Raw genomic sequence first — 22170 nt, forward strand, 5'->3', positions numbered from 1 at the left:
GCGCGCCGGGGTGGCTGCGCTTCATTGTGCGCGGTCGAACGGCCGCATGTCCGGATCGAACGGAGGCAGCATACAACGAAAAAGCACGGTCGTTCAATTTTAATTTGTATCCCGACCGGGGGACGGATCGGGCGACCGGATCGCGGGCCGTCGCCGGCCCGCGCTTGCCTGGCCTTATGGCGCCTTGCGGCTCCTTATGGCTCGCACACCGCCGTCGGCAACACGTAATCGCGGAACGTCTCGCGCAGCTTCAGCTTCTGCAGCTTGCCGGTCGCGGTGTGGGGCAACGATTCGACGAACACGACGTCGTCGGGGATCCACCATTTCGCGACCTTGCCCTCATAGAACGCGAGCAGCGCGTCGCGGCTCAGGTTCGCGCCTTCGCGGAGCACCACGACGAGCAGCGGACGCTCTGTCCATTTCGGGTGCGCGCATGCGATGCACGCGGCTTCGGCCACGCCCGGGTGCGCGATCGCGACGTTCTCGATGTCGATCGAGCTGATCCACTCGCCACCCGACTTGATCACGTCCTTGCTGCGGTCGGTGATCTGCAGGAAGCCGTCGGGGTCGATCGTCGCGACGTCGCCGGTCGGGAACCAGCCGTCCGACAGCGGCGACGCGTCGCCGCGAAAGTAGTGATCGATCACCCACGGCCCGCGCACCTGCAGTTCGCCGAACGCGACGCCGTCCCACGGCAATTCATGGCCGTCCTCGCCGACGATGCGCATGTCGACGCCGCAGATCACGCGCCCCTGCTTCTCGAGCAGCCTGCGCTGCGCATCGAGCGGCCGCTGCGACTGCGCCCAGTTAAGCTTCGCGAGCGTGCCGAGCGGCGACAGTTCGGTCATCCCCCATGCGTGGATCACGCGCACGCCGTATTCGTCCTCGAACGTGCGCAGCATCGCGGGCGGGCACGCGGAGCCGCCGATCACCGTGCGGTTCAGCGTCGAGAAGCGTACGCCGGCTTCGCGCATGTAATTGAGCAGGCCGAGCCACACGGTCGGCACGCCCGCGGAGAACGTCACACGCTCGGCCTCCATCAGCTCGTACAGCGATTTCCCGTCGAGATCCTTGCCGGGCAGCACCAGCTTGCCGCCGGTGAGCGGCACCGCGTACGGCAGCCCCCACGCATTGACGTGGAACATCGGCACGACGGGCAGCACGGCGTCCATCGCGGACAGGTTCATCGCGTCGGGCAGCGCGGCGCCGTACGCGTGCAGCACCGTCGAGCGGTGCGAATACAGCACGCCTTTCGGATTACCGGTCGTGCCCGACGTGTAGCAGAGCCCCGACGCCTGCTGCTCGTCGAGGCACGGCCAGTCGAAGCGGCCGTCCTCCGCTTCGACGAGCGTTTCGTAGCAGAGCAACGGCGTCGCGCAGGACGGCAGGTGCGCGGCGTCCGTCATCGCGACCCAGCCCTTCACGTGCGGACAGTGCGGCGCGATCGCGTCGACCAGCGGCGCGAAATTGATGTCGAACAGGACGTAGCGGTCTTCCGCGTGATTGACGATGTACGCGATCTGCTCGGGGAAGAGGCGCGGATTGATCGTGTGGCATACGGCACCCATCCCGCCGATCCCGTAATACGCCTCCAGATGCCGGTAGCCGTTCCACGCCAGCGTGCCGACGCGGTCGCCGGTTTCGACGCCGAGCCGTGCGAGCGCCTGCGCGAGCTGCTTCGCGCGGCGTTCGCAATCGCGGTACGTGTAGCGATGCACATCGCCCTCGATGCGCTTCGACACGATCTCGGTGTCGCCCGCGTGACGCGCGGCATGCGCGATCAGCGAGGACACCAGCAACGGCATGTCCATCATCTGGCCCAGCAACGGCTTACCCATCGTCTTGTTCTCCCGGAAGGACGCGAATCGGTGACCAGCCTCGAACCTGCGCGCGCCCGTCAGCGGCCCGGACGGGCGCGGCGCACGGTGCGCGGGCCGCCATGCGGGCGGCGCGGCGCCGCCTTACAATATCGGCTTACCCAGAGGCGCTCAACATGTCGTTTTCCCGAAGCGCAGCCGATCCGGCTGACACCTTGCCCGACCTCGCCGCCACGCTCGGCGCACCCGCCGAAGGCGGGTTCGTCCAGCTCGGCGACGCGTTTCATACGCGGCTGCCGGCCGCGCCGCTTGCCGCGCCGTACGTCGTCGGCTTTTCCGACGAAGTCGCGCAACTGCTCGACCTGCCTGCGTCGCTCGCCGCGCAGCCCGGCTTTGCCGAACTGTTCGCCGGCAACCCGACACGCGACTGGCCCGCAACCGCGATGCCGTACGCATCGGTGTATTCCGGCCACCAGTTCGGCGTGTGGGCCGGCCAGCTCGGCGACGGCCGCGCGCTGACGATCGGCGAGCGCACCGGCACCGATGGCCGCCGCTACGAGCTGCAACTGAAAGGCAGCGGCCGCACGCCGTACTCGCGGATGGGCGACGGCCGCGCGGTGCTGCGCTCGTCGATCCGCGAATTCCTGTGCTCGGAAGCGATGCATCACCTCGGCATCCCGACCACGCGCGCGCTGACGGTGATCGGCTCCGACCAGCCGGTGGTCCGCGAGGAGATCGAGACGTCGGCCGTCGTCACGCGCGTGTCGGAAAGCTTCGTGCGCTTCGGCCACTTCGAGCACTTCTTCTCGAACGATCGCCCCGACCTGCTGCGCCAGCTCGCCGATCACGTGATCGACCGCTTCTATCCGGATTGCCGAAACGCGGACGATCCGTACCTCGCGCTGCTCGAAGCCGCGACACTGCGCACGGCCGACCTCGTCGCGCAGTGGCAGGCCGTCGGCTTCTGCCACGGCGTGATGAACACGGACAACATGTCGATCCTCGGCGTGACGATCGACTACGGCCCGTTCGGCTTCGTCGACGCGTTCGACGCGAACCATATCTGCAACCACTCCGATAACAGCGGCCGCTACGCATACCGGATGCAGCCGCGCATCGCGCACTGGAACTGCTATTGCCTTGCGCAGGCGCTGCTGCCGCTGATCGGGCTGCAGCACGGCATCGCCGATGACGATGCGCGCGCCGAGCGCGCGGTGGACGACGCGCAGGCCGTGCTCGCGAAATTTCCGGAACGCTTCGGCCCGGCGCTCGAACGCGCGATGCGCGCGAAGCTCGGCCTCGAGCTCGAACGCGAGAACGATGCCGAACTCGCGAACAAGCTGCTCGAGACGATGCATGCGAGCCATGCTGATTTCACGCTGACGTTCCGCCGCCTCGCGCAACTGTCGAAGCACGACGCGAGCCGCGACGCGCCCGTGCGCGACCTGTTCATCGACCGAGACGCGTTCGACGCCTGGGCGAACCTCTACCGCGCGCGGCTGTCCGAGGAAACGCGCGACGATGCGGCACGTGCGGCCGCGATGAACTGCGTGAACCCGAAATACGTATTGCGCAACCATCTGGCCGAAGTCGCGATCCGGCGCGCGAAGGAAAAGGATTTTTCGGAGATCGAGCGGCTCGCGCAGATCCTGCGCCGGCCGTTCGACGAACAACCGGAGCATGACGCGTACGCGGCGTTGCCGCCCGACTGGGCCGGGTCGCTCGAAGTGAGCTGCTCGTCCTGAAGCCCCCAACCCGCGCGTATCGAACGACCGATCAGGAGAACCCCACATGTCCCACGATTCCGACGACAAGACCTTCCCGTACGAGAAGGACGACGCCGAGCTGCGCCGCCGGCTCACGCCGATGCAGTACGAGGTCACGCAGCATGCGGCGACCGAGCGCGCCTTCACCGGCGAATACACCGACACCGAAGACGCCGGCATCTACAAATGCGTCGTCTGCAGCACGCCGCTGTTCGAGTCCGGTTCCAAGTTCCATTCGGGCTGCGGCTGGCCCAGCTACTTCAAGCCGCTCAACGGCGAGGTGATCGACGAGAAGGTCGACTACTCGCACGGCATGGTGCGCGTCGAGGTCCGCTGCAACCATTGCGGCGCGCATCTCGGCCACGTCTTCGAGGACGGCCCGCGCGACAAGACCGGTTTGCGGTACTGCATCAATTCGGCTGCGTTAAACTTCGAGTCCCGACCCGAAAACGAATGAGCGGCGCCGGGCGGATCGGCGAGACGGCCCTTTGGGGGCGACCTTCGCCGGGCGGCTTGCTCTCGGGCTGGCCGCCCCGATCCGCGACGGCGGTGCCTGGCGGGTCCCTACAACGGTGAAAGGCCGCGCACGCGGCGTTTCACGCAGCTGCGAGCGCCATGAAATTCCTGTTCGATCTGTTTCCGATCATCCTGTTTTTTGTCGCCTTCAAGGTCTGGGGCATCTTCACCGCCACCGCCGTCGCGATCGTCGCGACGCTGGCCCAGGTCGCGTGGGTCGCCTTCCGGCACCGGAAGGTCGACACGATGCTGTGGGTCAGCCTCGGCGTGATCGTCGTCTTCGGCGGCGCCACCCTCGTCCTGCATGACGAGAAATTCATTCAATGGAAACCGACTGTGCTGTACTGGCTGTTTGCGGTCGGGCTGCTTGCCGCGCGCTATGCGTTCGGCAACAACCTGATCGAGAAGATGATGGGCAAGCAGCTCACGCTGCCGCACCCCGTGTGGGACAAGCTGAACGTCGCGTGGGCGCTGTTCTTCGCGGTGCTCGGCGTCGCGAACCTGTACGTGGTGCACAATTTCACCGAATCGCAATGGGTGAACTTCAAGCTGTTCGGCACGACGGGCGCGATGGTCGTGTTCATCATCCTGCAGAGCCTGTGGCTCACGAAATACCTGAAGGACGAATGACATGACGGACGCCTTTCTCCACGCGTCGCCCGACGAACGCATCGCACTGATCGAGGCACGCCTCACCGCATCGCTCGCACCCGTGTCGCTCGCCGTGCGCGACGACAGCGCACAGCACGCGGGCCACGCCGGCGCGGCCTCGGGCGGCCACTACACGGTCACGATCGTGTCGGCCGCATTCGCGGGCAAGCCGCGCGTCGCACGGCACCGGCTGGTGTATGATGCGCTCGCTGATGCGATGCAGCGCGGCATTCACGCGCTCGCGATCGTGGCTTACACGCCCGAAGAATTCAACGAATCTTCAATCTAGTCTCATTAGGAATTCCCGATGATCCTGAAATCCCCCCGCCTGTGGGTCGCGGCGGCTGCATTCGCAGCGGCACCGGCATTTGCCCAGAACATCGCCGTCGTCAACGGCACGCCGATTCCGAAGTCGCGCGCGGACGCGATGGTTGCCCAGCTCGTCCAGCAAGGCCAGACCGACAGCCCGCAACTGCAGCAGGCCGTGCGCCAGGAACTCGTGAACCGCGAAATCCTGATGCAGGAAGCGATCCGCGAAGGCATCCCGAACCGTCCGGACGTGAAGGCGCAGGTCGCCGTCGCGCAGCAGACCGTCGTGCTGCGTTCGATGATCGAGAGCTTCCTGAAGAAGAACCAGCCGACCGACGCCGAAGTGAAGGCGCGCTACGACGAACTCGTCAAGGGCGCCGGCGGCAACCGCGAATATCACCTGCACCACATCCTCGTCGACAGCGAGCAGCAGGCCAAGGACCTGATCGCGAAGATCAAGGCCGGCGCGAAGTTCGAGGATCTCGCGAAGCAATACTCGAAGGATCCGGGTTCGGGCAAGAACGGCGGCGATCTCGACTGGTCCGACCCGAAGGCGTACGTGCCGGAATTCTCGGCGGCCGCGCAGAAGCTGCAGAAAGGCCAGATGACCGACGCGCCGGTGAAGACGCAGTTCGGCTGGCACATCATCCGCGTCGACGACATCCGCGACATCGCGCCGCCGCCGTTCGACCAGGTGAAGGCGCAGATCGCGCAACAGCTCGTGCAGCAGAAGCTGCAGGCGTTCGAGGAAGGCCTGCGCCAGCAGGCAAAGATCCAGTAACGCAGGCGCCCGTCTCCGTGCATCGGAAAGCCGCTCTTCGGAGCGGCTTTTTCATTTGGCGCGCGGAATCGCACGCATCGTGAGGTTTCGGCAGCCGGTCGACGCGCAATAAAAATGCCGCTCCAAGGAGCGGCATTTTCTGTGCCGAACATCACCCGCGCCGCAGCGTTCGCTACGCGGGATAGAACACGTCGTGATAGCGCACTTCGCCCGACGGCCGCGGCACCGATGCGTCGAACGACAGCGCCATGAAATACTCGCGCGGTACGTCCGGAAACACGATGTCGCCGGACGGCTCGAACCCGAAGCGCGCGTAGTACGCGGGATCGCCGAGCACGACGCAGCCGCGCGCGCCGAGCCGGCGCAACGCGTCGAGCCCCGCGCGCACGAGCCCGGCGCCGATGCTCTGCCGCTGGCAGTCGGGCAGCACCGCGAGCGGCGCAAGCCCGTACCACTGCTGTCGATCCGCCGGCTCGCCGCCGATCGCGACCGGCGAGAACGCGACGTGGCCGATGATGCAGCCGTCGCGCTCCGCGACGAGCGACACGCTCAGCGCACCGTCCGCGCGCAGCGCGTCGACGATTCGCCGCTCGAACTGCCCGCCCTGCGGTTCGCCCGCGAACGCCGCGACGATCACGCGGCCGATCGCGTCGGCCTCGCTCGCACGCTCGTCGCGCAGCGTGACGATCTCGACCGGCGCGTTCGGGTCGAACCTCATCCGGATCAGCCGATCCAGCGGCGCGCGTTGCGGAACACGCGCATCCACGGGCTCGCTTCACCCCAGCCTTCCGGGTGCCAGCTCATCGCGACCGTCCGGTGCACGCGCTCCATGTGCGGCATCAGTACCGAGAAGCGGCCGTCGGCCGTCGTCACCGACGTGATGCCGGCCGGCGAGCCGTTCGGGTTGAACGGATAGCGCTCGGTCGCTTCGCCGCGGTGGTCGACGTAACGCATCGCGACTGCAACGCGGTCGATGTCGCCCTGCTGCGAGAAGTCCGCATAACCTTCGCCGTGCGCGACCGCGACCGGAATCCGCGAGCCTTCCATCCCCGTGAAGAAGATCGACGGCGACTTCTCCACTTCGACGAACGAGAAGCGCGCCTCGAACTGCTCGGACTTGTTGCGCGTGAACTTCGGCCACGCTTGCGCGCCCGGAATCATCGACGCGAGGCTCGACAGCATCTGGCAGCCGTTGCAGATGCCGAGCGCGAACGTGTCGGGACGCGCGAAGAACGCCGAGAACATGTCGGCCAGGTTCGCGTTGAAACGGATCGTCTTCGCCCAGCCTTCGCCCGCACCGAGCACGTCGCCGTACGAGAAGCCGCCGCACGCGACCGCACCCGCGAAATCGGCGAGCGTCGCGCGGCCGGCGAGCAGGTCGCTCATGTGCACGTCGTGCGCGTCGAAGCCCGCGCGGTCGAACGCGTAGGCCGTTTCCAGATGCGAGTTCACGCCCTGCTCGCGCAGGATCGCGACGCGCGGCCGCGCGCCGGTCGCGATGAACGGCGCGGCGATGTCGTCGGCCGGATCGAAGCTCAGCACCGGCGAGATGCCCGGATCGGCCGCGTCGAGCAGCGCGTCGTATTCGGCATCCGCGCATGCGGGGTTGTCGCGCAGGCGCGCGATGCGCCAGCTCACTTCGCCCCATGCACGGTGGAGTTCGGTGCGCGGCGCGTCGAAGATCTTCTTCGCGTCGCGGTACACCTCGATCACGTCGCGATCGTTGACCGAGCCGATCACGTGCGAGCACGTCGACAGGCCGAACTCGCGCAGCGCGCCGAGCACCGCGTCGCGGTCGGCCGTGCGCACCTGCACGACGGCGCCGAGCTCCTCGGAGAACAGCGCGCGCAGCGTGCGATCGTCGCGGCGGCCGCTCGTCTGCTTCGCCCAGTCCTTCGCGTCGCCGTAGTCGGATTCGTGATGCGGGTCGAGCGTCAGCATGTCGACGTTCAGCGACACGCCCGCGTGGCCCGCGAACGCCATTTCGCACACCGTCGCCCACAGGCCGCCGTCCGAGCGGTCGTGGTACGCAAGCAGCTTGCCCTGCGCATTGAGCGACTGGATCGCGTTGAAGAAGCGCTTCAGGTCTTCCGCATCGTCGACGTCCGGCGTCGTGTCGCCGACCTGCTGCGTGACCTGCGCGAAGATGCTGCCGCCCATCCGGTTCTTGCCGCGGCCGAGATCGATCGCGATCAGCACGCTGTCGCCCGCGTCGGCGACGCGGCGCAGTTGCGGCGTCAGGTGGAGCCGCACGTCCTCGACCGGCGCGAACGCGGAGATGATCAGCGACACCGGCGCGACCACTTCCTTCGCGACGCCCTGCTCGTCCCACTTCGTCTTCATCGACAGCGAGTCCTTGCCGACCGGGATGCCGATCCCGAGCGCCGGGCACAGCTCCATGCCGATCGCCTTGACCGTGTCGAACAGCGCGGCGTCCTCGCCGGCCGTGCCGCACGCGGCCATCCAGTTCGCCGACAGCTTCAGCTTGTCGAGCGACGCGATCGGCGCGCTCGCGATGTTCGTGATCGCTTCGCCGACGGCCATGCGGCCCGATGCCGGCGCGTCGATCACCGCGAGCGGCGTGCGCTCGGCCATCGTCATCGCCTCGCCCTTGAAGCCCGCATAGTCGAGCGCGGTGACCGCGCAGTCGGCCACCGGCACCTGCCAAGGGCCGACCATCTGGTCGCGCACCGACGTGCCGCCGACCGACCGGTCGCCGATCGTGATCAGGAACGACTTGCTGCCGACCGTCGGGTGCTTCAGCACGTCGACCGCGACTTCCGACAGCGCGATGCCCGTCACGTCGACCGGCGCGCGCTCGGTCGTCACGCGCGTGACGTCGCGGTGCATGCGCGGCGGCTTGCCGAGCAGCACTTCCATCGGCATGTCGACCGGATATTCGTCGGCACCCGTCGCTTCGGCATCGACGAGCTGCAGCTGGCGCTCGTCGGTTGCAACACCGACCACCGCGAACGGGCAGCGCTCACGCGCGCAGATCGCCTCGAAGCGCGGCAGGTCGGCCGGCGCGATCGCGAGCACGTAGCGCTCCTGCGCCTCGTTCGACCAGATCTCGCGCGGCGACAGGCCCGATTCCTCGAGCGCGACCTTGCGCAGTTCGAAGCGCGCGCCCTTGCCCGCGCCGTCGACGATCTCGGGGAACGCGTTCGACAGGCCGCCCGCGCCGACGTCGTGGATGCTCAGGATCGGGTTTTCCGCGCCGAGCTGCCAGCAGCCGTTGATCACTTCCTGCGCGCGACGCTCGATTTCGGGATTGCCGCGCTGCACCGAGTCGAAATCGAGCTCGGCCGTGTTCGCGCCGGTCGCCATCGAGCTCGCGGCGCCGCCGCCCATGCCGATCCGCATGCCGGGGCCGCCGATCTGGATCAGCAGCGAGCCGGCCGGCACGTCGTGCTTGTGCGTGTGTTGATCCGCGATGTTGCCGAGGCCGCCCGCGATCATGATCGGCTTGTGATAGCCGCGCACCTGGCCGCCGACGTTCTGCTCGTACACGCGGAAGTAGCCGCCGAGGTTCGGGCGGCCGAATTCGTTGTTGAACGCGGCGCCGCCGAGCGGGCCGTCGATCATGATCTGCAGCGGCGACGCGATGCGGTCCGGGCGGCCATACGGGCCGTGCGCATCGTTCGGGTTGCGCTCGCCGACCGGCTGCGCCGCATCGCGCGCGTTTTCCCACGACTGGCGTGCATCGGGCAGGTCGAGGTTCGACACGGTGAAGCCCGTGAGCCCGGCCTTCGGACGCGCGCCGCGGCCCGTCGCGCCTTCGTCGCGGATCTCGCCGCCCGCGCCGGTCGCCGCACCCGGGAACGGCGAGATCGCCGTCGGGTGGTTGTGCGTCTCGACCTTCATCAGCGTGTGCGTGAGCTCGGTGTGGCGGCCATATCGCTCGCCGGGCTCGCCGGCCGCGCCCGCGTTGCGCGGGAACCAGCGCTCGGCCTCGGCACCCATCATGATCGACGAGTTGTCGGAATACGCGACGATCGTGCCCTGCGGATTCAGCTTCTCGGTGTTGCGGATCATCGCGAACAGCGACATGTCCTGCGCTTGCCCGTCGATCGTCCACTGCGCGTTGAAGATCTTGTGGCGGCAGTGCTCGCTGTTCGCCTGCGCGAACATCATCAGTTCGACGTCGGTCGGATTGCGTTCGAGCTTGCGGAATGCGTCGACCAGGTAATCGATCTCGTCGTCGGCGAGCGCGAGGCCCAGCTCGACGTTCGCGCGCTCGAGCGCGCCGCGGCCGACGCCCAGCACGTCGACGCTCGCGAGCGGCTTGGCCGGCAGTTCGTCGAACAGGTGCTTCGCGTCGTCGCGCGCGGCGACCACGCTTTCGGTCATCCGGTCATGCAGCGCAGCGGCGACGGCCGCACGCGCGTCGTCGGACAGCGCCTTCTTGCCGCCAAGCAGGCCCGACTTCAGCGTGACCGTGAATTCGACGCCGCGCTCGATGCGGCGCACCTGCGTGAGGCCGCAGTGCTGCGCGATGTCGGTCGCCTTGCTCGCCCACGGCGAGACCGTGCCGAAGCGCGGCAGCACGACGAAGGTCTCGGCCGCGCCCTTCTCGGCCGCCGGCTCGAACGGCGCGCCGTAGTGCATCAGCGCGTCGATGCGCGCGCTGTCGTCGGCCGACAGCGGCTCGGCCGCATTGACGAAGTGCAGGAACTGGCCGCGCACCGCGACGATGTTGGCGTCGATTTGCCTGAGCGTGTCGAGCAGACGGGTTTGACGGAAATCGGAAAGGGCCGAAGCACCGGGAAAACACGAGAAGTGAGCCATGGGCTGGACTGACGTCGATGAGTCGCGCAAGGTGGCGACGTGGGGCGAAAGGAAGGCCGTAATTATACCCGGAAGTCAGTCGCCCCAAACCGGCCGATCGGCGCCCGCATGCACCGCGACGGTGCCGCGGCGCGCGCCGTGCATGGCCGCCCGTCGGGCCGGCCCGCCCGGGTACGGCAGCCGGCGCCGCCGCGCGGCAGCATGGCACCTGCTCGCGCGACGCCGGTTACCGCGATTTTGGCGCTATCATTCCGGGTTCACCGGGCCCGGGCCCTCAGCGAATCCTCACCGGGCGGCGTGCGCGCCGCCCGTCATCGAAGCAATCCATGGATGTCATCGTCATCGGCGGCGGAATCAGCGGCGTCGCCACCGCCTACCAGTTGCGCGCGGCCGGCCATCGCGTGTGCGTGGTCGAACGCCACGCGACCGTCGCGCAGGGAGCGACCTACGGCGACGGCGGCGCGCTGCTGCCGAGCCCGCTCGACGTCTGGTTCGGTCCGACCTTCATGCGCCAGCGCCAGCCGCGCGACAGCGGCATCGTCTACAAGCCGGGCTTCAACGGCGGCGTGCGCCGCTTCGTCAAGCAGCTCGGCGCGCTGCGCGAGCCCGATGCGTTCGCCGCGCAGTACGCGCGGCTGCGCCCGCTGATCGACGCGTCGCGCGACACGCTCGCCGACATCGAGGCGCGCCTCGAACTCGAATTCGAACAGAAGCCCGGCATCCTGCACGTCGTGCGCGATCCGCGCGACTGGGAAGCGATGCAGCCCGCGCTCGACCTGCTGCGCACGCTCGACCAGCCGTACCGCATGCTGAGCGCCGACGAATGCGCGGCGCTCGAACCGTCGGTGCCGGCCGAGCCCGGCTTCGCCGGCGGCGTGCTGCTCGAGACCGAGCGCACCGGAAACTGCCCGCTGTTCGCGAAACTGGTCAAGCAGACGCTCGACGAGCACGGCGTGCAGTTCCGCTTCGGCGCGGACGTCGCTGCGATCCGCGTCGATACCGGCCGCGCCGCGATCGAACTGGTACCGTCCGGCCAGCGGAACGCGGCGAAGGCGCACGAGGTCGACGTGATTTCCGCCGACGCGATCGTGGTCGCCGCCGGCGCCGGCAGCCTGCCGCTGCTCGAACGGCTCGGCTGGCGCCTGCCGCTGCACCCGGTGCGGGTCCACACGCTCACCGCGCCGGTCGCGTACGAAGAGCACGCGCCGCACCTGAGCGTCGTCGATTCGATCAAGCGCATCTCGATCACGCGCACCCACCAGCGGCTGCGCATCGGCGGCGCCGCCGTGCTGCAGAGCCTGCCCGACACCGCGAAGCCGCTTGCCGAGCCGCTGTCCGAGGCCGCGCTCGCGCTGCTCGGCCAGGCCGTCCACGACTGGGTGCCCGGTGCCGCCAGGATCTCGGCTGCGCTGTCGTGGCAAGGCACGCAACTGCTGTCGCCGGACGGCCTGCCCGTCGTGGGTCCGACCCCGCATCCGCGCGTGTTTGTCAATTTCGGGCACGGCCCGACCGGCTGGGGGCTCGCGTGCGGGTCTGCTAAAGTGGTGACCGACTACCTCGGCGGCGACGTGCAGCACTGGCCCGCCGACACGCTCGCCGCACTGCGCGCCGGGCGCTTCACGACCTGACCGCCGCGGGCCCGTCCCGTGGCGGCATCCTTGCCAGCCGCCACGATCCCGCGATGACCGCTACCCGCCCGCTTCCCGATTCCGATCCGATCGCACTGCTGCGCGTCGCCGACTTGCGCACGGCCGAAGCCGACGCGGCCGCGGCGCTGCCGCCGCACACACTGATGGGCCGTGCGGGTGCCGCCGCCGCGCGCTGGCTGTCCGAGCGCGTCGCCGGCGACGACCGCCCCGTATGGTTCGCGGTCGGCCCCGGCAACAACGGCGGCGACGCGTTGGTCGCCGCCGCGCAGCTCCAGCAACTCGGCATCGCGACGCAGGCGTGGATGCCGGTGCCGGTCAAGCCGGACGACGCGCAATGGGCGCTCGGCCTCGCGCGCGCGGCCGGCGTCCCGCTGTCGGCCACGCCGCCCGCGTCGCTGGACGGTTACGCATGGGTCGTCGACGGGCTGTTCGGCATCGGTCTCGGCCGCGCGCTCGACGGCGCGTTCGCCGAACAGGCCGCGCGCATTGCCGCGCATGCACGGCGCGGCGGCCGCGTGCTCGCGCTCGACGTGCCGAGCGGGCTCGACAGCGATACGGGCCGGATCGTCGGCGCAGGCGTCGCCGTCACGGCCACGCATACGCTCACCTTCATCGGCGCGAAGCCGGGCCTTTACACGGGCGACGGCCGCGACCTCGCCGGCGAGATCGACGTCGCGTCGCTCGACGTCGCACCGCCCGCCGCGCCGGCCATCGTACTGAACACGCCCGAGCGATTCGCCGCGGCGCTGCCCGCGCGCGCGTTCGCGTCCCACAAGGGCACCTTCGGCAGCCTCGCGGTGCTCGGCGGCGACACCGGCATGTGCGGCGCACCGATCCTGGCCGCGCGCGCCGCGCTGTTCGCGGGCGCCGGCAAGGTGCACGTCGGCTTCCTCGGCGCCGGCGCGCCGCCGTACGACCCGCCGTTCCCCGAACTGATGCTGCATCCGGCCGATAGCCTCGACCTCGGCGCGATGACCGCGATCGCGGCCGGCTGCGGCCTCGGCACGCGCGAAGCCGCGGCAACGCTCGTGCGCGACGTGCTCGCCCGCGACGCCGCGACGCTGCTCGATGCGGACGCGCTGAACCTCGTCGCGACGCACGCGGACCTCGCGGCCGCCGTTGCCGCGCGCGGCGCCCGCGGCAACCCCTGCGTGCTGACCCCGCACCCGCTCGAGGCCGCGCGGCTGCTCGGCAGCGACACGGCGACGGTGCAGCACGACCGCGTCGCGGCGGCGCAGGCGCTCGCCGCGCGCCATGCAGCCATCGTCGTGCTGAAAGGCTCGGGCACGGTGATTGCGGCCCCCGACGGCCGCGTGACGATCAACCCGACCGGCAACGCGGCGCTCGCCACCGGCGGCACCGGCGACGTGCTCGGCGGCCTGATCGGCGCGCTGCTCGCACAGCGAGTCACACCGTACGAGGCGGCGCTCGCGGGCGTCTACCTGCACGGCCTCGCGGCCGACACGCTGACCGCGCACGGCACCGGCCCGGCCGGGCTCACGGCCGGCGAACTCGCACCGATGGTGCGCACGCTGATCAATCGCCTTTTTTATCCATCGCCGCGCGCCGACGCATAACGCCGCTATACTGACTGCCCCGCCGCACGGCGGGCCCTCTCGTCCGCCGGCCTGCCGATTCCGATGAGCCGGCGCGGCATTCCTCCCGATTCACGCTTCACTCGAACCGCCATGACGCTGAATTCGCTCCCCGCCTGGACTGCCCTTCAATCCCACTTCGAACAGATCCGCCACGCCCGGCTGCGCGACTGGTTCGCACCGGAAAACGACCGCGCGCCGACCCGCGCCGAACGCTTCACGATCCCGGGCGGCGGTCTCGCGGCCGACTTCTCGAAGAACCGCATCAACGACGAAACGCTGCGCCTGCTCGTGCAGCTCGCGCGCGACGCGGGCGTCGAAACGCGCCGCGACGCGATGTTCGCGGGCGAGATCGTCAACGCGACCGAAGGCCGCGCCGCGCTGCACACCGCGTTGCGCGCGACCGACCCGCACACGCCGTTCCACGCGCAGGTGAGCGCCGAGCGCGCGAAGATGGCGACGTTCGCGCGCGCCGTGCGCAGCGGCACGTGGACGGGCTACACGGGCAAGCGCATCCGCCACGTGATCAACATCGGCATCGGCGGCTCCGATCTCGGGCCGAAGATGGTCGTGCATGCGCTGCACCACGTCGCGACGCCCGACATCTCGACCCACTTCGTGTCGAACGTCGACGGCGCCGATCTCGCGCGCGTGCTCGAACAGGTCGATCCCGAGGAAACGCTCGCGATCATCGTGTCGAAGACCTTCACGACGCTCGAGACGATGACGAACGCACGCTCGCTGCGCGACTGGTTCGTCGCACGCGGCTGCCCCGAGGACGCGCTCGCGAAGCACTTCGTCGGCGTGTCGGCGAACCCGGCCGAAGTCGTGAAGTTCGGCATCGCCGCGGACAACGTGTTCGAAATGTGGGACTGGGTCGGCGGCCGCTATTCGCTGTGGTCGGCGGTCGGCCTGTCGATCATGATCGCGATCGGCCCCGAGCAGTTCGACGAGCTACTGGCCGGCGCGAACGACATGGACCGCCATTTCCGCGAAGCGCCGCTCGAGCGCAACCTGCCGGTGCTACTCGGCCTGATCGGCATCTGGTACCGGAATTTCTTCGGCTCGCAGAGCTATCTCGTCGCGCCGTATTCGGAAGCGCTGCACTACCTGCCGTCGTACCTGCAGCAGCTCGAAATGGAGAGCAACGGCAAATCCGCGCGCCTGGACGGCACCTTCGTCGATTACCCGACGTCGGCCGTCACGTGGGGCGAGCCGGGCACCAACGGCCAGCATGCGTTCTTCCAGATGCTGCATCAGGGGCCGACGATCGTGCCGATCGACTTCATCGCGGTGCTGACGCCCGAGCATCCGCTTGCGAGCCATCATCCGAAACTGCTCGCGAACTGCTTCGCGCAGAGCGAGGCGCTGATGCTCGGCCGCACGCTCGACGAAGCGCGCAAGGTCGCGGGGCCCGAAAAGGAAGCGCTCGCGCCGCACCTGACGTTCCCCGGCAACCGCCCGACGACGACGCTGCTCGTCGATGCGCTGACGCCGCGCACGCTCGGCGCGCTGATCGCGCTTTACGAGCACAAAGTGCTCGTGCAGGCGACGGTGTGGGACATCAATCCGTTCGACCAGTGGGGCGTCGAGCTCGGCAAGATTCTCGGCAAGGTCGTCGAAGCCGACCTGACGGCCGAGTCGGTCGATCCCGCGAAGCACGACTCGTCGACCACGGCGCTGATCGAACGCGCTCGCGCGGCGCTCAAGCGCTGACGCGACGGCGTCACGCGCACGCCGGCCGCGCATTGCACCCCGCGCGGCTGGCAGGAAAATTCAGGCGCCGCGCTGCGCTGCGTGCGGCTCGACGATGTGCCCGGCATCGAGCGTCACCGTCGTCGCGCAGCGGCGCGCCAGTTCGGCATCGTGCGTGACGAGCACGAGCGTTGCGCCGTGCGTGCGGTTCAGTTCGAACATCAGGTCGATGACCGCATGCCCCGTCGCCGCATCGAGGCTGCCGGTCGGTTCGTCGGCAAACAGGATCGCCGGGCGCGTGACGAACGCGCGCGCGAGCGCGACGCGCTGCTGCTCGCCGCCCGACAGCAGCTTCGGATAATGCGCGGTGCGTTCGCCGAGACCGACCTGCACCAGCAGCGCCCGTGCGCGGTCGGCCGCCTCGCGCGCGCTGATGCCGCCCCGCAGCTCGAGCGGCAGCATCACGTTTTCGAGCGCCGTCAGGTGCGGCATCAACTGGAACGACTGGAACACGAACCCGACGGCACCGTTGCGCAGCGCGGCGCGCTCGTCCTCGTCGAGCTGGTCGAGCGCGCGGCCGAGCAGGCGAACCGTGCCGCTCGTCGCGCTGTCCAACCCTGCAAGCAGGCCGAGCAGCGTCGACTTGCCCGACCCCGACGCACCGACGATCGCGAGGCTGCTGCCCGGCCGCACGGCGAGCGTGATGCCGTCGAGGATCGTCAGCTCGCCCGTTGCGTCGGCGACCCGCTTGCACACGTCATGGACTTCGATGATCGGATCGGTAATCTTGAACATGGACACGACATTTCGCTGGAAAAGACGCGCGGCGCTCGCCGCGCTGCTGGGCACCCTGCTGACCGCAACCGCGCCCGCACGCGCCGTGACAGCGCCGGCCCCGACATCGGGCCAGCCGGTGATCGTCGTGCTCGGCGACAGCCTGTCGGCCGAATACGGGCTGCCGCGCGACACGGGCTGGGTTGCATTGCTGCGACAGCGGCTCACGAACGAGCGAATCGATTATAGCGTCGCGAACGCCAGCGTCAGCGGCGACACCACGAGCGGCGGCCGCGCGCGGCTGCCTGCGGTGCTGCAGCGGCTCAAGCCGTCGATCGTCGTCGTCGAGCTCGGTTCGAACGATGCGCTGCGCGGCGTGCCGCTCGCGACGACCGAGCAGAACCTGCGCGACATCATCGCCGGCGCACGGCGTGCACAGGCGAAGGTCGTGCTGGTCGGCATGTACGTGCCGCCCAATTACGGCCCCGACTACACGCAGAAGTTCCACGCCGTCTATACGCGGCTGTCGAAGGATCTCGGCGTGCCGCTCGTGCCGTTCCTGCTGGCCGGCATCGAGAACAAGCCCGAGATGTTCCAGGCCGACCAGATGCATCCCGCGCAGCAGGCGCAGGGCATTCTGCTCGACAACGTGTGGCCGGCACTGAAGCCGCTGCTCGGCAAGCCGCGCGGTTGACGACGTACCGCCCGCCAGAAAACAAAAAGCCCCGCTCGAAGCGGGGCTTTTTATTGTTGCGTGCGAAACGGTACTCAGTTGGCGCCATCCTGCGACTGGCTGGTCGTCGTCCCGTACAGCTTCACCTTCGAACGATCGCGCAGCGCGGCGAGATACGCTTCGCCTTCGCTCTGCGCGTCGACCTGCGCCATCTGCTGCTGCGCGGCCGCCAGTTGCTGCGGATCGACGGCCGTACCCGGGATCACCGCGTTTACGCGGTAGATCGCGTAGCCGTCGGCGCCGAGATCGACGCCGACGTAAGCCGGCAGCGTCTTCGCATCGACCTTGTAGACGGCGCTCAGCGCGGCCGGCGTCAGGCCCTGCGATTGCGTGCGCGACACCTTCTGCGCTACCGCGAACCCGTCGGTCGACTTCGACTTCTGCAGCTCGGCCAGCTTCGCCGCACCGTCCTTCTGCGCGAGTGCCGCGGCCTGCTCGGCGACGACCTTCTGCCGCACGACGTCCTTGATCGCATCGAGCGCGGGTACGGCAGCCGGCTTGTAGTCGGTCACGCGCGCCGAGATCAGCGTGTTGTTGCCGACGTCGATCGCCTGCGTGTTGTTCTGGTTCTTCACCGAGTCGTTCGCGAACACGGCGGCCAGAAACTTCGGATTGTTCAGCGGGCTCGTCGGCGGCAGCTGCGGATTCGGCGTCGGCGTGACGGTGGCCGTCTGGATCGTCAGCTTGTACTTGTCCGCGGCCGGCTGCAGCGTCTTCGCCTTTTCGTAGACGGTCGACGTGAAACCTTCCGCGTTGTCCGTGAACGCCTTCGAAGCGTACTGCTGCTTCAGGTCGATCGCGATCCGGTCCTTCACTTCCGCGAACGGCTTGACGGCCGCCGGCTTCACTTCGGTCGCCTTCAGCACGTGGAAGCCGAGATCCGACTGCACGACGCCGCTCACGTCGCCCTGCTTGAGCGCGAACGCGGCATCGTCGAACGCCTTGCCGCCCGCCGTCGAGCCGCGCGTGATGAAACCGAGGTCGCCGCCCTTCGCGGCCGACGGCGCGTCCTGCGAGCTCTTCTGCGCGATCTGCGCGAACTGGTCCGGATGCGCCTTCACGTCGGCGAGCAGTTGCTCGGCCTTCGCCTTCGCTGCGGCCTTGTCGGCCGCGCTTGCGCTGCTCGCCGCGGCGATGAAGATGTGGCTCACGCGAACCTGCGCTTCGGTGCGGAAGTGCGTCGGGTTGTCGTCGTAGAACTTCTTGATGTCCGCATCGGTCGGCTGGGCGCTTGCGGCCGCCGCGGCCGGCGAATAGACGAGGTACTGGATCGTCGCGGTCTCGGGCGTCGCGAAGCCCTGCTTGTGCGCGTCGTAGTACGCGGCGAGCTGCGCGTCGGTCGGCTGGACCTTCGCTGCGTAGTCGCTCGTCTTCAGCACGAGCGCCTGCACGTCGCGCTGCTGCGCGGCGAGTTCGGACAGGCGTTGCGCGAGGCTCTTCGGCGTGAACGCGCTCGACACGATGCTGGCCGGAATCTGCTGCAGTGCAAGGCTGTAGCGCACGCGCTCCTGATACTGCTCGGGCGTCATCCCCTGGAACGACAGCAGTTGCGCGTAACGCTCGACGTCGATCGAACCGTCGGGCTTCTTCAGCGACGCGATCATCGGGTCGCTCATCAGCGCATCGCGCACCGCATTGTCGGACGCGGTCAGGTGCAGACGCTGCGTTTCATCGGCCAGCACGCGCTGCTGGATCAGGCCGTCGAGCACCTGCTTGCGATGCTCGGGCGTATCGAACATCTTGATGTCGAACTGCCCGCCGAGCGCCTGACGCGCCTGGTCGATCTGCTGGCGGAACGCGCCGTCGAATTCGACCCGCGTGATCTTGTGCCCGTTGACCGCTGCGGCGTTCGCACTGTCGTCGAAGAAGCCGCGGAAGCCTTGGATCCCGACGAAACCCAGCCCCGGCAACACGATCAGGAGCAGGAGCGCCATCATCAGGCGCTGGTGATTACGGAAGAAATCGAGCATGCGTGACGGGAAAATTGGACAAAACGACCGATATTACAACATACGGGGTGGGACGGGAGAAAAGCAGACGTGCAGCAAGCGGGCGCAACGGACAGCACAAACGAAAATGCCCGCACAAGGCGGGCACTTTCGTTTGTTTGGCGGAGCGGACGGGACTCGAACCCGCGACCCCCGGCGTGACAGGCCGGTATTCTAACCGACTGAACTACCGCTCCTTGGTCTGGCTGAATCAGGAAACTGGTGGGTGCTGAGGGGTTCGAACCCCCGACCTACGCCTTGTAAGGGCGCCGCTCTACCAGCTGAGCTAAGCACCCGTTCCCGATTCGTTCTGGCTGCGATCTGCGTTTCCGCATCAACAACCAGCGAGCCCGCAAGTTTAATTCATCCCCGATCATTTTGCCAAGCCCGGACGCAAATTTTTTTCTGCCGCACCCGTTCGCGATTCCGTGTGCACATAAAAAAACCCGCGGACACGCCGCGGGTTTCGTGAACAACCGTCAGGAAGGACGGCGTTCAGGGTCTCAGTGCTTGACGACTTCCGTCGAGCCGGCCTCCTTCGCCGCCTCGCCGACCGGCGCTGCTGCCTTCGCTTCTTCTTCCGGCGGCAGCGGAGTCGGCGAACGCTCGAGCGCGAGCTCCAGCACCTTGTCGATCCAGCGGACCGGCACGATCTCGATCGCGTTCTTCACGTTGTCCGGAATGTCCGCGAGATCCTTCACGTTCTCTTCCGGGATCAGCACGAGCTTGATGCCGCCGCGATGCGCGGCCAGCAGCTTTTCCTTCAGCCCGCCGATCGGCAGCACTTCGCCACGCAACGTGATTTCGCCCGTCATCGCGACGTCGGCACGCACCGGGATACCCGTCAGCACCGACACCAGCGCGGTCGTCATCGCACCGCCGGCGGACGGACCGTCCTTCGGCGTCGCGCCTTCCGGCACGTGAATGTGGATGTCCTGCTTCTCGAACGCTTCGTCCTTGATGCCCAGACGGCGCGAACGCGAGCGCACGACCGAACGCGCAGCCTCGACCGACTCCTTCATCACGTCGCCGAGCGAACCCGTGCGGATCACGTTGCCCTTGCCCGGCATCACCGCGGCTTCGATCGTCAGCAGGTCGCCGCCGACTTCCGTCCACGCGAGGCCCGTCACCTGGCCGACCTGGTTTTCCTTCGCCGCGAGGCCGAAGTCGTACTTGCGCACGCCGAGGAACGTATCGAGATTCTCGCCATCGACCTTGATCGCGCCCGATGCCTTCTTCAGCAGCAGCATCTTCACGACCTTGCGGCAGATCTTCGACACTTCCCGCTCGAGCGAACGCACACCGGCTTCGCGCGTGTAGTAGCGGATGATGTCGCGGATCGCCTGCTCGGTGACGTCGACCTCGCCTTCCTTCAGCCCGTTGTTCTTCTTCTGCTTCGGCAGCAGGTAACGCTGCGCGATGCTGACCTTCTCGTCTTCCGTGTAACCCGACAGACGGATCACTTCCATCCGGTCGAGCAGCGGCGGCGGGATGTTCAGCGAGTTCGACGTCGCGACGAACATCACGTCCGACAGGTCGAAGTCGACCTCGATGTAGTGGTCGGCGAACGTATGGTTCTGTTCTGGATCGAGCACTTCGAGCAGCGCCGACGACGGATCGCCGCGGAAATCCATGCCCATCTTGTCGACTTCGTCGAGCAGGAAGAGCGGATTGCGCACGCCGACCTTCGTGAGGCTCTGCAGGATCTTGCCCGGCATCGAACCGATATACGTACGGCGGTGGCCGCGGATCTCGGCTTCGTCACGCACGCCGCCGAGCGCCATCCGGACGAACTTGCGGTTCGTCGCACGGGCGATCGACTGGCCGAGCGAGGTCTTGCCGACGCCCGGGGGCCCGACGAGGCACAGGATCGGCGCCTTGACCTTGTCGACGCGCTGTTGCACCGCGAGATACTCGAGGATACGCTCCTTGACCTTCTCGAGGCCGAAGTGATCCTCATCGAGCACCTGCTCGGCGTTCGACAGGTCGTTGTTGACCTTGCTCTTCTTGCGCCACGGCAGGCCGATCAGCGTGTCGATGTAGTTGCGCACGACGGTCGCTTCCGCCGACATCGGCGACATCAGCTTCAGCTTCTTCAGCTCGGCATCGGCCTTCTTCTTGGCTTCCTTCGGCATGCGCGCGGCGTTGATGCGCTTCTCGAGTTCCTCGAGATCGGCCCCCTCTTCGCCTTCGCCCAGTTCCTTCTGGATCGCCTTGACCTGCTCGTTCAGGTAGTACTCGCGCTGGCTCTTTTCCATCTGGCGCTTCACGCGCCCGCGGATGCGCTTTTCGACCTGCAGGATGTCGATCTCGGCTTCGAGCTGCGCGAGCAGGTGCTCGAGGCGCTCGATGACCGGGAACATCTCGAGGATGTGCTGCTTCTGGTCGAGCTTCAGCGGCAGGCGCTCGGCGATCATGTCGGCGAGGCGACCTGCTTCGTCGATGCCCGACAGCGACGTGAGGATCTCCGGCGGGATCTTCTTGTTCAGCTTCACGTACTGGTCGAACTGCGACACGATCGCGCGGCGCAGCGCTTCCGTTTCGGCGCTGTCGGCATGATCCGGCTCGAGCGGCATCACGTCGCAGGAGAACTGCGTCTCCTGTTCTTCGATCGACAGTGCCTTCGCACGCTGCAGGCCTTCGACGAGCACCTTCACGGTGCCGTCCGGCAGCTTCAGCATCTGCAGGATGTTGGCGATACAACCGACCTCGTACATGTCCTTTTCGGTCGGTTCGTCCTTGGCCGCGGTTTTCTGGGCGACGAGCATGATGTGCTTGCCGCCTTCCATCGCTGCTTCGAGGGCCTTGATCGATTTCGGCCGGCCCACGAAGAGCGGAATCACCATGTGCGGGAAAACGACGACATCCCGCAGCGGCAGCAGCGGGAGCGTGATGCGTTCCGGCGGGAGAAGTTGGGTGCCTGACATTTCATTTCCCCATGAGTGGAATCAATTGTTCGGTAATTGAGGCCGCCACAACGAATTGCAAGCCTTCAAGTGCGGGAAATATTCGGTAAGAAAGTAACCACCGCGTGTCGAGTCAGAGTTACCCACAAGATAAACGAAAAAAAGCCGCCCACGGTCTCATGAACGGCCTTTTTCGCAGAAC

The 22170-nt window shown here is 67.7% G+C and carries 15 protein-coding genes and 2 tRNA genes; 9 read left to right on the forward strand and 8 right to left on the reverse strand.

The window, feature by feature from the left end; translation table 11 throughout:
- Positions 1 to 194: 194 nt before the first annotated feature.
- Positions 195 to 1838, reverse strand: a complete 1644-nt coding sequence (locus tag ACPUER_RS07690) for a 3-(methylthio)propionyl-CoA ligase (protein WP_425130774.1) — start codon at positions 1836 to 1838, stop codon at positions 195 to 197.
- A 155-nt stretch (positions 1839 to 1993) separates the two neighbouring features.
- Here ACPUER_RS07690 and ACPUER_RS07695 point away from each other — a divergent pair, with 155 nt between their 5' ends.
- The 5 genes from ACPUER_RS07695 (at position 1994) to ACPUER_RS07715 (ending at position 5840) form a co-directional block, all read left to right on the forward strand.
- Positions 1994 to 3562, forward strand: coding sequence for a protein adenylyltransferase SelO (locus ACPUER_RS07695; RefSeq protein ID WP_425130775.1), 1569 nt, complete (start codon positions 1994 to 1996; stop codon positions 3560 to 3562).
- Between the two features lie 46 nt (positions 3563 to 3608).
- On the forward strand, positions 3609 to 4040 hold the full coding sequence (gene msrB, locus ACPUER_RS07700) for a peptide-methionine (R)-S-oxide reductase MsrB (RefSeq protein WP_072437159.1): 432 nt from the start codon (positions 3609 to 3611) through the stop codon (positions 4038 to 4040).
- Positions 4041 to 4198: 158 nt separating this feature from the next.
- A complete protein-coding gene (locus tag ACPUER_RS07705) occupies positions 4199 to 4729 on the forward strand; it encodes a septation protein A (RefSeq protein WP_034181202.1) in 531 nt (176 codons plus the stop codon).
- A gap of 1 nt (position 4730) precedes the next feature.
- Complete coding sequence (locus ACPUER_RS07710) at positions 4731 to 5039, forward strand: BolA family protein (protein ID WP_047900921.1); 309 nt, start codon at positions 4731 to 4733, stop codon at positions 5037 to 5039.
- Between the two features lie 18 nt (positions 5040 to 5057).
- Positions 5058 to 5840: a peptidylprolyl isomerase gene (locus ACPUER_RS07715; RefSeq protein WP_072437158.1), complete on the forward strand. Its 783-nt coding sequence runs from the start codon at positions 5058 to 5060 to the stop codon at positions 5838 to 5840.
- A 172-nt stretch (positions 5841 to 6012) separates the two neighbouring features.
- Here ACPUER_RS07715 and ACPUER_RS07720 read toward each other — a convergent pair whose 3' ends face one another.
- Together ACPUER_RS07720 and purL are read right to left on the reverse strand one after the other, a co-directional pair.
- Complete coding sequence (locus ACPUER_RS07720) at positions 6013 to 6558, reverse strand: N-acetyltransferase (RefSeq protein WP_310141205.1); 546 nt, start codon at positions 6556 to 6558, stop codon at positions 6013 to 6015.
- Between the two features lie 5 nt (positions 6559 to 6563).
- Positions 6564 to 10628, reverse strand: coding sequence for a phosphoribosylformylglycinamidine synthase (gene purL, locus ACPUER_RS07725; protein ID WP_425130776.1), 4065 nt, complete (start codon positions 10626 to 10628; stop codon positions 6564 to 6566).
- A 326-nt stretch (positions 10629 to 10954) separates the two neighbouring features.
- On the opposite strand from purL, the gene ACPUER_RS07730 reads away from it, so the two are divergent.
- From ACPUER_RS07730 to pgi, 3 genes are all read left to right on the forward strand, one after another.
- Positions 10955 to 12256 (forward strand): FAD-dependent oxidoreductase, encoded by a 1302-nt coding sequence (locus ACPUER_RS07730; protein ID WP_425130777.1) that lies wholly within the window; start codon positions 10955 to 10957, stop codon positions 12254 to 12256.
- Positions 12257 to 12309: 53 nt separating this feature from the next.
- Positions 12310 to 13854 (forward strand): NAD(P)H-hydrate dehydratase, encoded by a 1545-nt coding sequence (locus ACPUER_RS07735; protein WP_425130778.1) that lies wholly within the window; start codon positions 12310 to 12312, stop codon positions 13852 to 13854.
- Between the two features lie 111 nt (positions 13855 to 13965).
- Positions 13966 to 15588 carry a glucose-6-phosphate isomerase gene (gene pgi / locus ACPUER_RS07740; protein WP_425130779.1) on the forward strand — a complete coding sequence of 541 codons (1623 nt, stop codon included), beginning with the start codon at positions 13966 to 13968 and terminating at the stop codon, positions 15586 to 15588.
- A 60-nt stretch (positions 15589 to 15648) separates the two neighbouring features.
- Here pgi and ACPUER_RS07745 read toward each other — a convergent pair whose 3' ends face one another.
- Positions 15649 to 16362, reverse strand: coding sequence for an ABC transporter ATP-binding protein (locus ACPUER_RS07745; protein WP_072437152.1), 714 nt, complete (start codon positions 16360 to 16362; stop codon positions 15649 to 15651).
- On the opposite strand from ACPUER_RS07745, the gene ACPUER_RS07750 reads away from it, so the two are divergent.
- The gene (locus tag ACPUER_RS07750) at positions 16361 to 17035 is read left to right on the forward strand and encodes an arylesterase (protein ID WP_072437151.1); all 675 of its coding nucleotides are present in this window, start codon (positions 16361 to 16363) and stop codon (positions 17033 to 17035) included. The genes ACPUER_RS07745 and ACPUER_RS07750 overlap by 2 nt on opposite strands.
- A gap of 74 nt (positions 17036 to 17109) precedes the next feature.
- Here ACPUER_RS07750 and ACPUER_RS07755 read toward each other — a convergent pair whose 3' ends face one another.
- From ACPUER_RS07755 to lon, 4 genes are all read right to left on the reverse strand, one after another.
- Positions 17110 to 19044 (reverse strand): SurA N-terminal domain-containing protein, encoded by a 1935-nt coding sequence (locus tag ACPUER_RS07755; protein WP_425130780.1) that lies wholly within the window; start codon positions 19042 to 19044, stop codon positions 17110 to 17112.
- A gap of 138 nt (positions 19045 to 19182) precedes the next feature.
- A tRNA-Asp gene (locus ACPUER_RS07760) sits at positions 19183 to 19259 on the reverse strand.
- A gap of 23 nt (positions 19260 to 19282) precedes the next feature.
- A tRNA-Val gene (locus ACPUER_RS07765) sits at positions 19283 to 19358 on the reverse strand.
- Positions 19359 to 19565: 207 nt separating this feature from the next.
- On the reverse strand, positions 19566 to 21989 hold the full coding sequence (gene lon, locus ACPUER_RS07770) for an endopeptidase La (RefSeq protein ID WP_310141185.1): 2424 nt from the start codon (positions 21987 to 21989) through the stop codon (positions 19566 to 19568).
- Positions 21990 to 22170: the final 181 nt, after the last annotated feature.

This window comes from Burkholderia sp. DN3021 (assembly GCF_049805555.1).
GTDB lineage: Bacteria > Pseudomonadota > Gammaproteobacteria > Burkholderiales > Burkholderiaceae > Burkholderia > Burkholderia pyrrocinia_C.

Bases quoted from the DNA above. Each gene is read 5' to 3' on its own strand.
- ACPUER_RS07735 (WP_425130778.1), top strand. From the start codon at position 12,310: ATGACCGCTACCCGCCCGCTTCCCGATTCCGATCCGATCGCACTGCTG.
- ACPUER_RS07690 (WP_425130774.1), bottom strand. From the start codon at position 1,838: ATGGGTAAGCCGTTGCTGGGCCAGATGATGGACATGCCGTTGCTGGTG.
- msrB (WP_072437159.1), top strand. From the start codon at position 3,609: ATGTCCCACGATTCCGACGACAAGACCTTCCCGTACGAGAAGGACGAC.
- ACPUER_RS07730 (WP_425130777.1), top strand. From the start codon at position 10,955: ATGGATGTCATCGTCATCGGCGGCGGAATCAGCGGCGTCGCCACCGCC.
- lon (WP_310141185.1), bottom strand. From the start codon at position 21,989: ATGTCAGGCACCCAACTTCTCCCGCCGGAACGCATCACGCTCCCGCTG.
- ACPUER_RS07750 (WP_072437151.1), top strand. From the start codon at position 16,361: ATGGACACGACATTTCGCTGGAAAAGACGCGCGGCGCTCGCCGCGCTG.
- ACPUER_RS07755 (WP_425130780.1), bottom strand. From the start codon at position 19,044: ATGCTCGATTTCTTCCGTAATCACCAGCGCCTGATGATGGCGCTCCTG.
- ACPUER_RS07720 (WP_310141205.1), bottom strand. From the start codon at position 6,558: ATGAGGTTCGACCCGAACGCGCCGGTCGAGATCGTCACGCTGCGCGAC.
- purL (WP_425130776.1), bottom strand. From the start codon at position 10,628: ATGGCTCACTTCTCGTGTTTTCCCGGTGCTTCGGCCCTTTCCGATTTC.
- ACPUER_RS07705 (WP_034181202.1), top strand. From the start codon at position 4,199: ATGAAATTCCTGTTCGATCTGTTTCCGATCATCCTGTTTTTTGTCGCC.
- ACPUER_RS07695 (WP_425130775.1), top strand. From the start codon at position 1,994: ATGTCGTTTTCCCGAAGCGCAGCCGATCCGGCTGACACCTTGCCCGAC.
- ACPUER_RS07745 (WP_072437152.1), bottom strand. From the start codon at position 16,362: ATGTTCAAGATTACCGATCCGATCATCGAAGTCCATGACGTGTGCAAG.
- ACPUER_RS07715 (WP_072437158.1), top strand. From the start codon at position 5,058: ATGATCCTGAAATCCCCCCGCCTGTGGGTCGCGGCGGCTGCATTCGCA.
- ACPUER_RS07710 (WP_047900921.1), top strand. From the start codon at position 4,731: ATGACGGACGCCTTTCTCCACGCGTCGCCCGACGAACGCATCGCACTG.
- pgi (WP_425130779.1), top strand. From the start codon at position 13,966: ATGACGCTGAATTCGCTCCCCGCCTGGACTGCCCTTCAATCCCACTTC.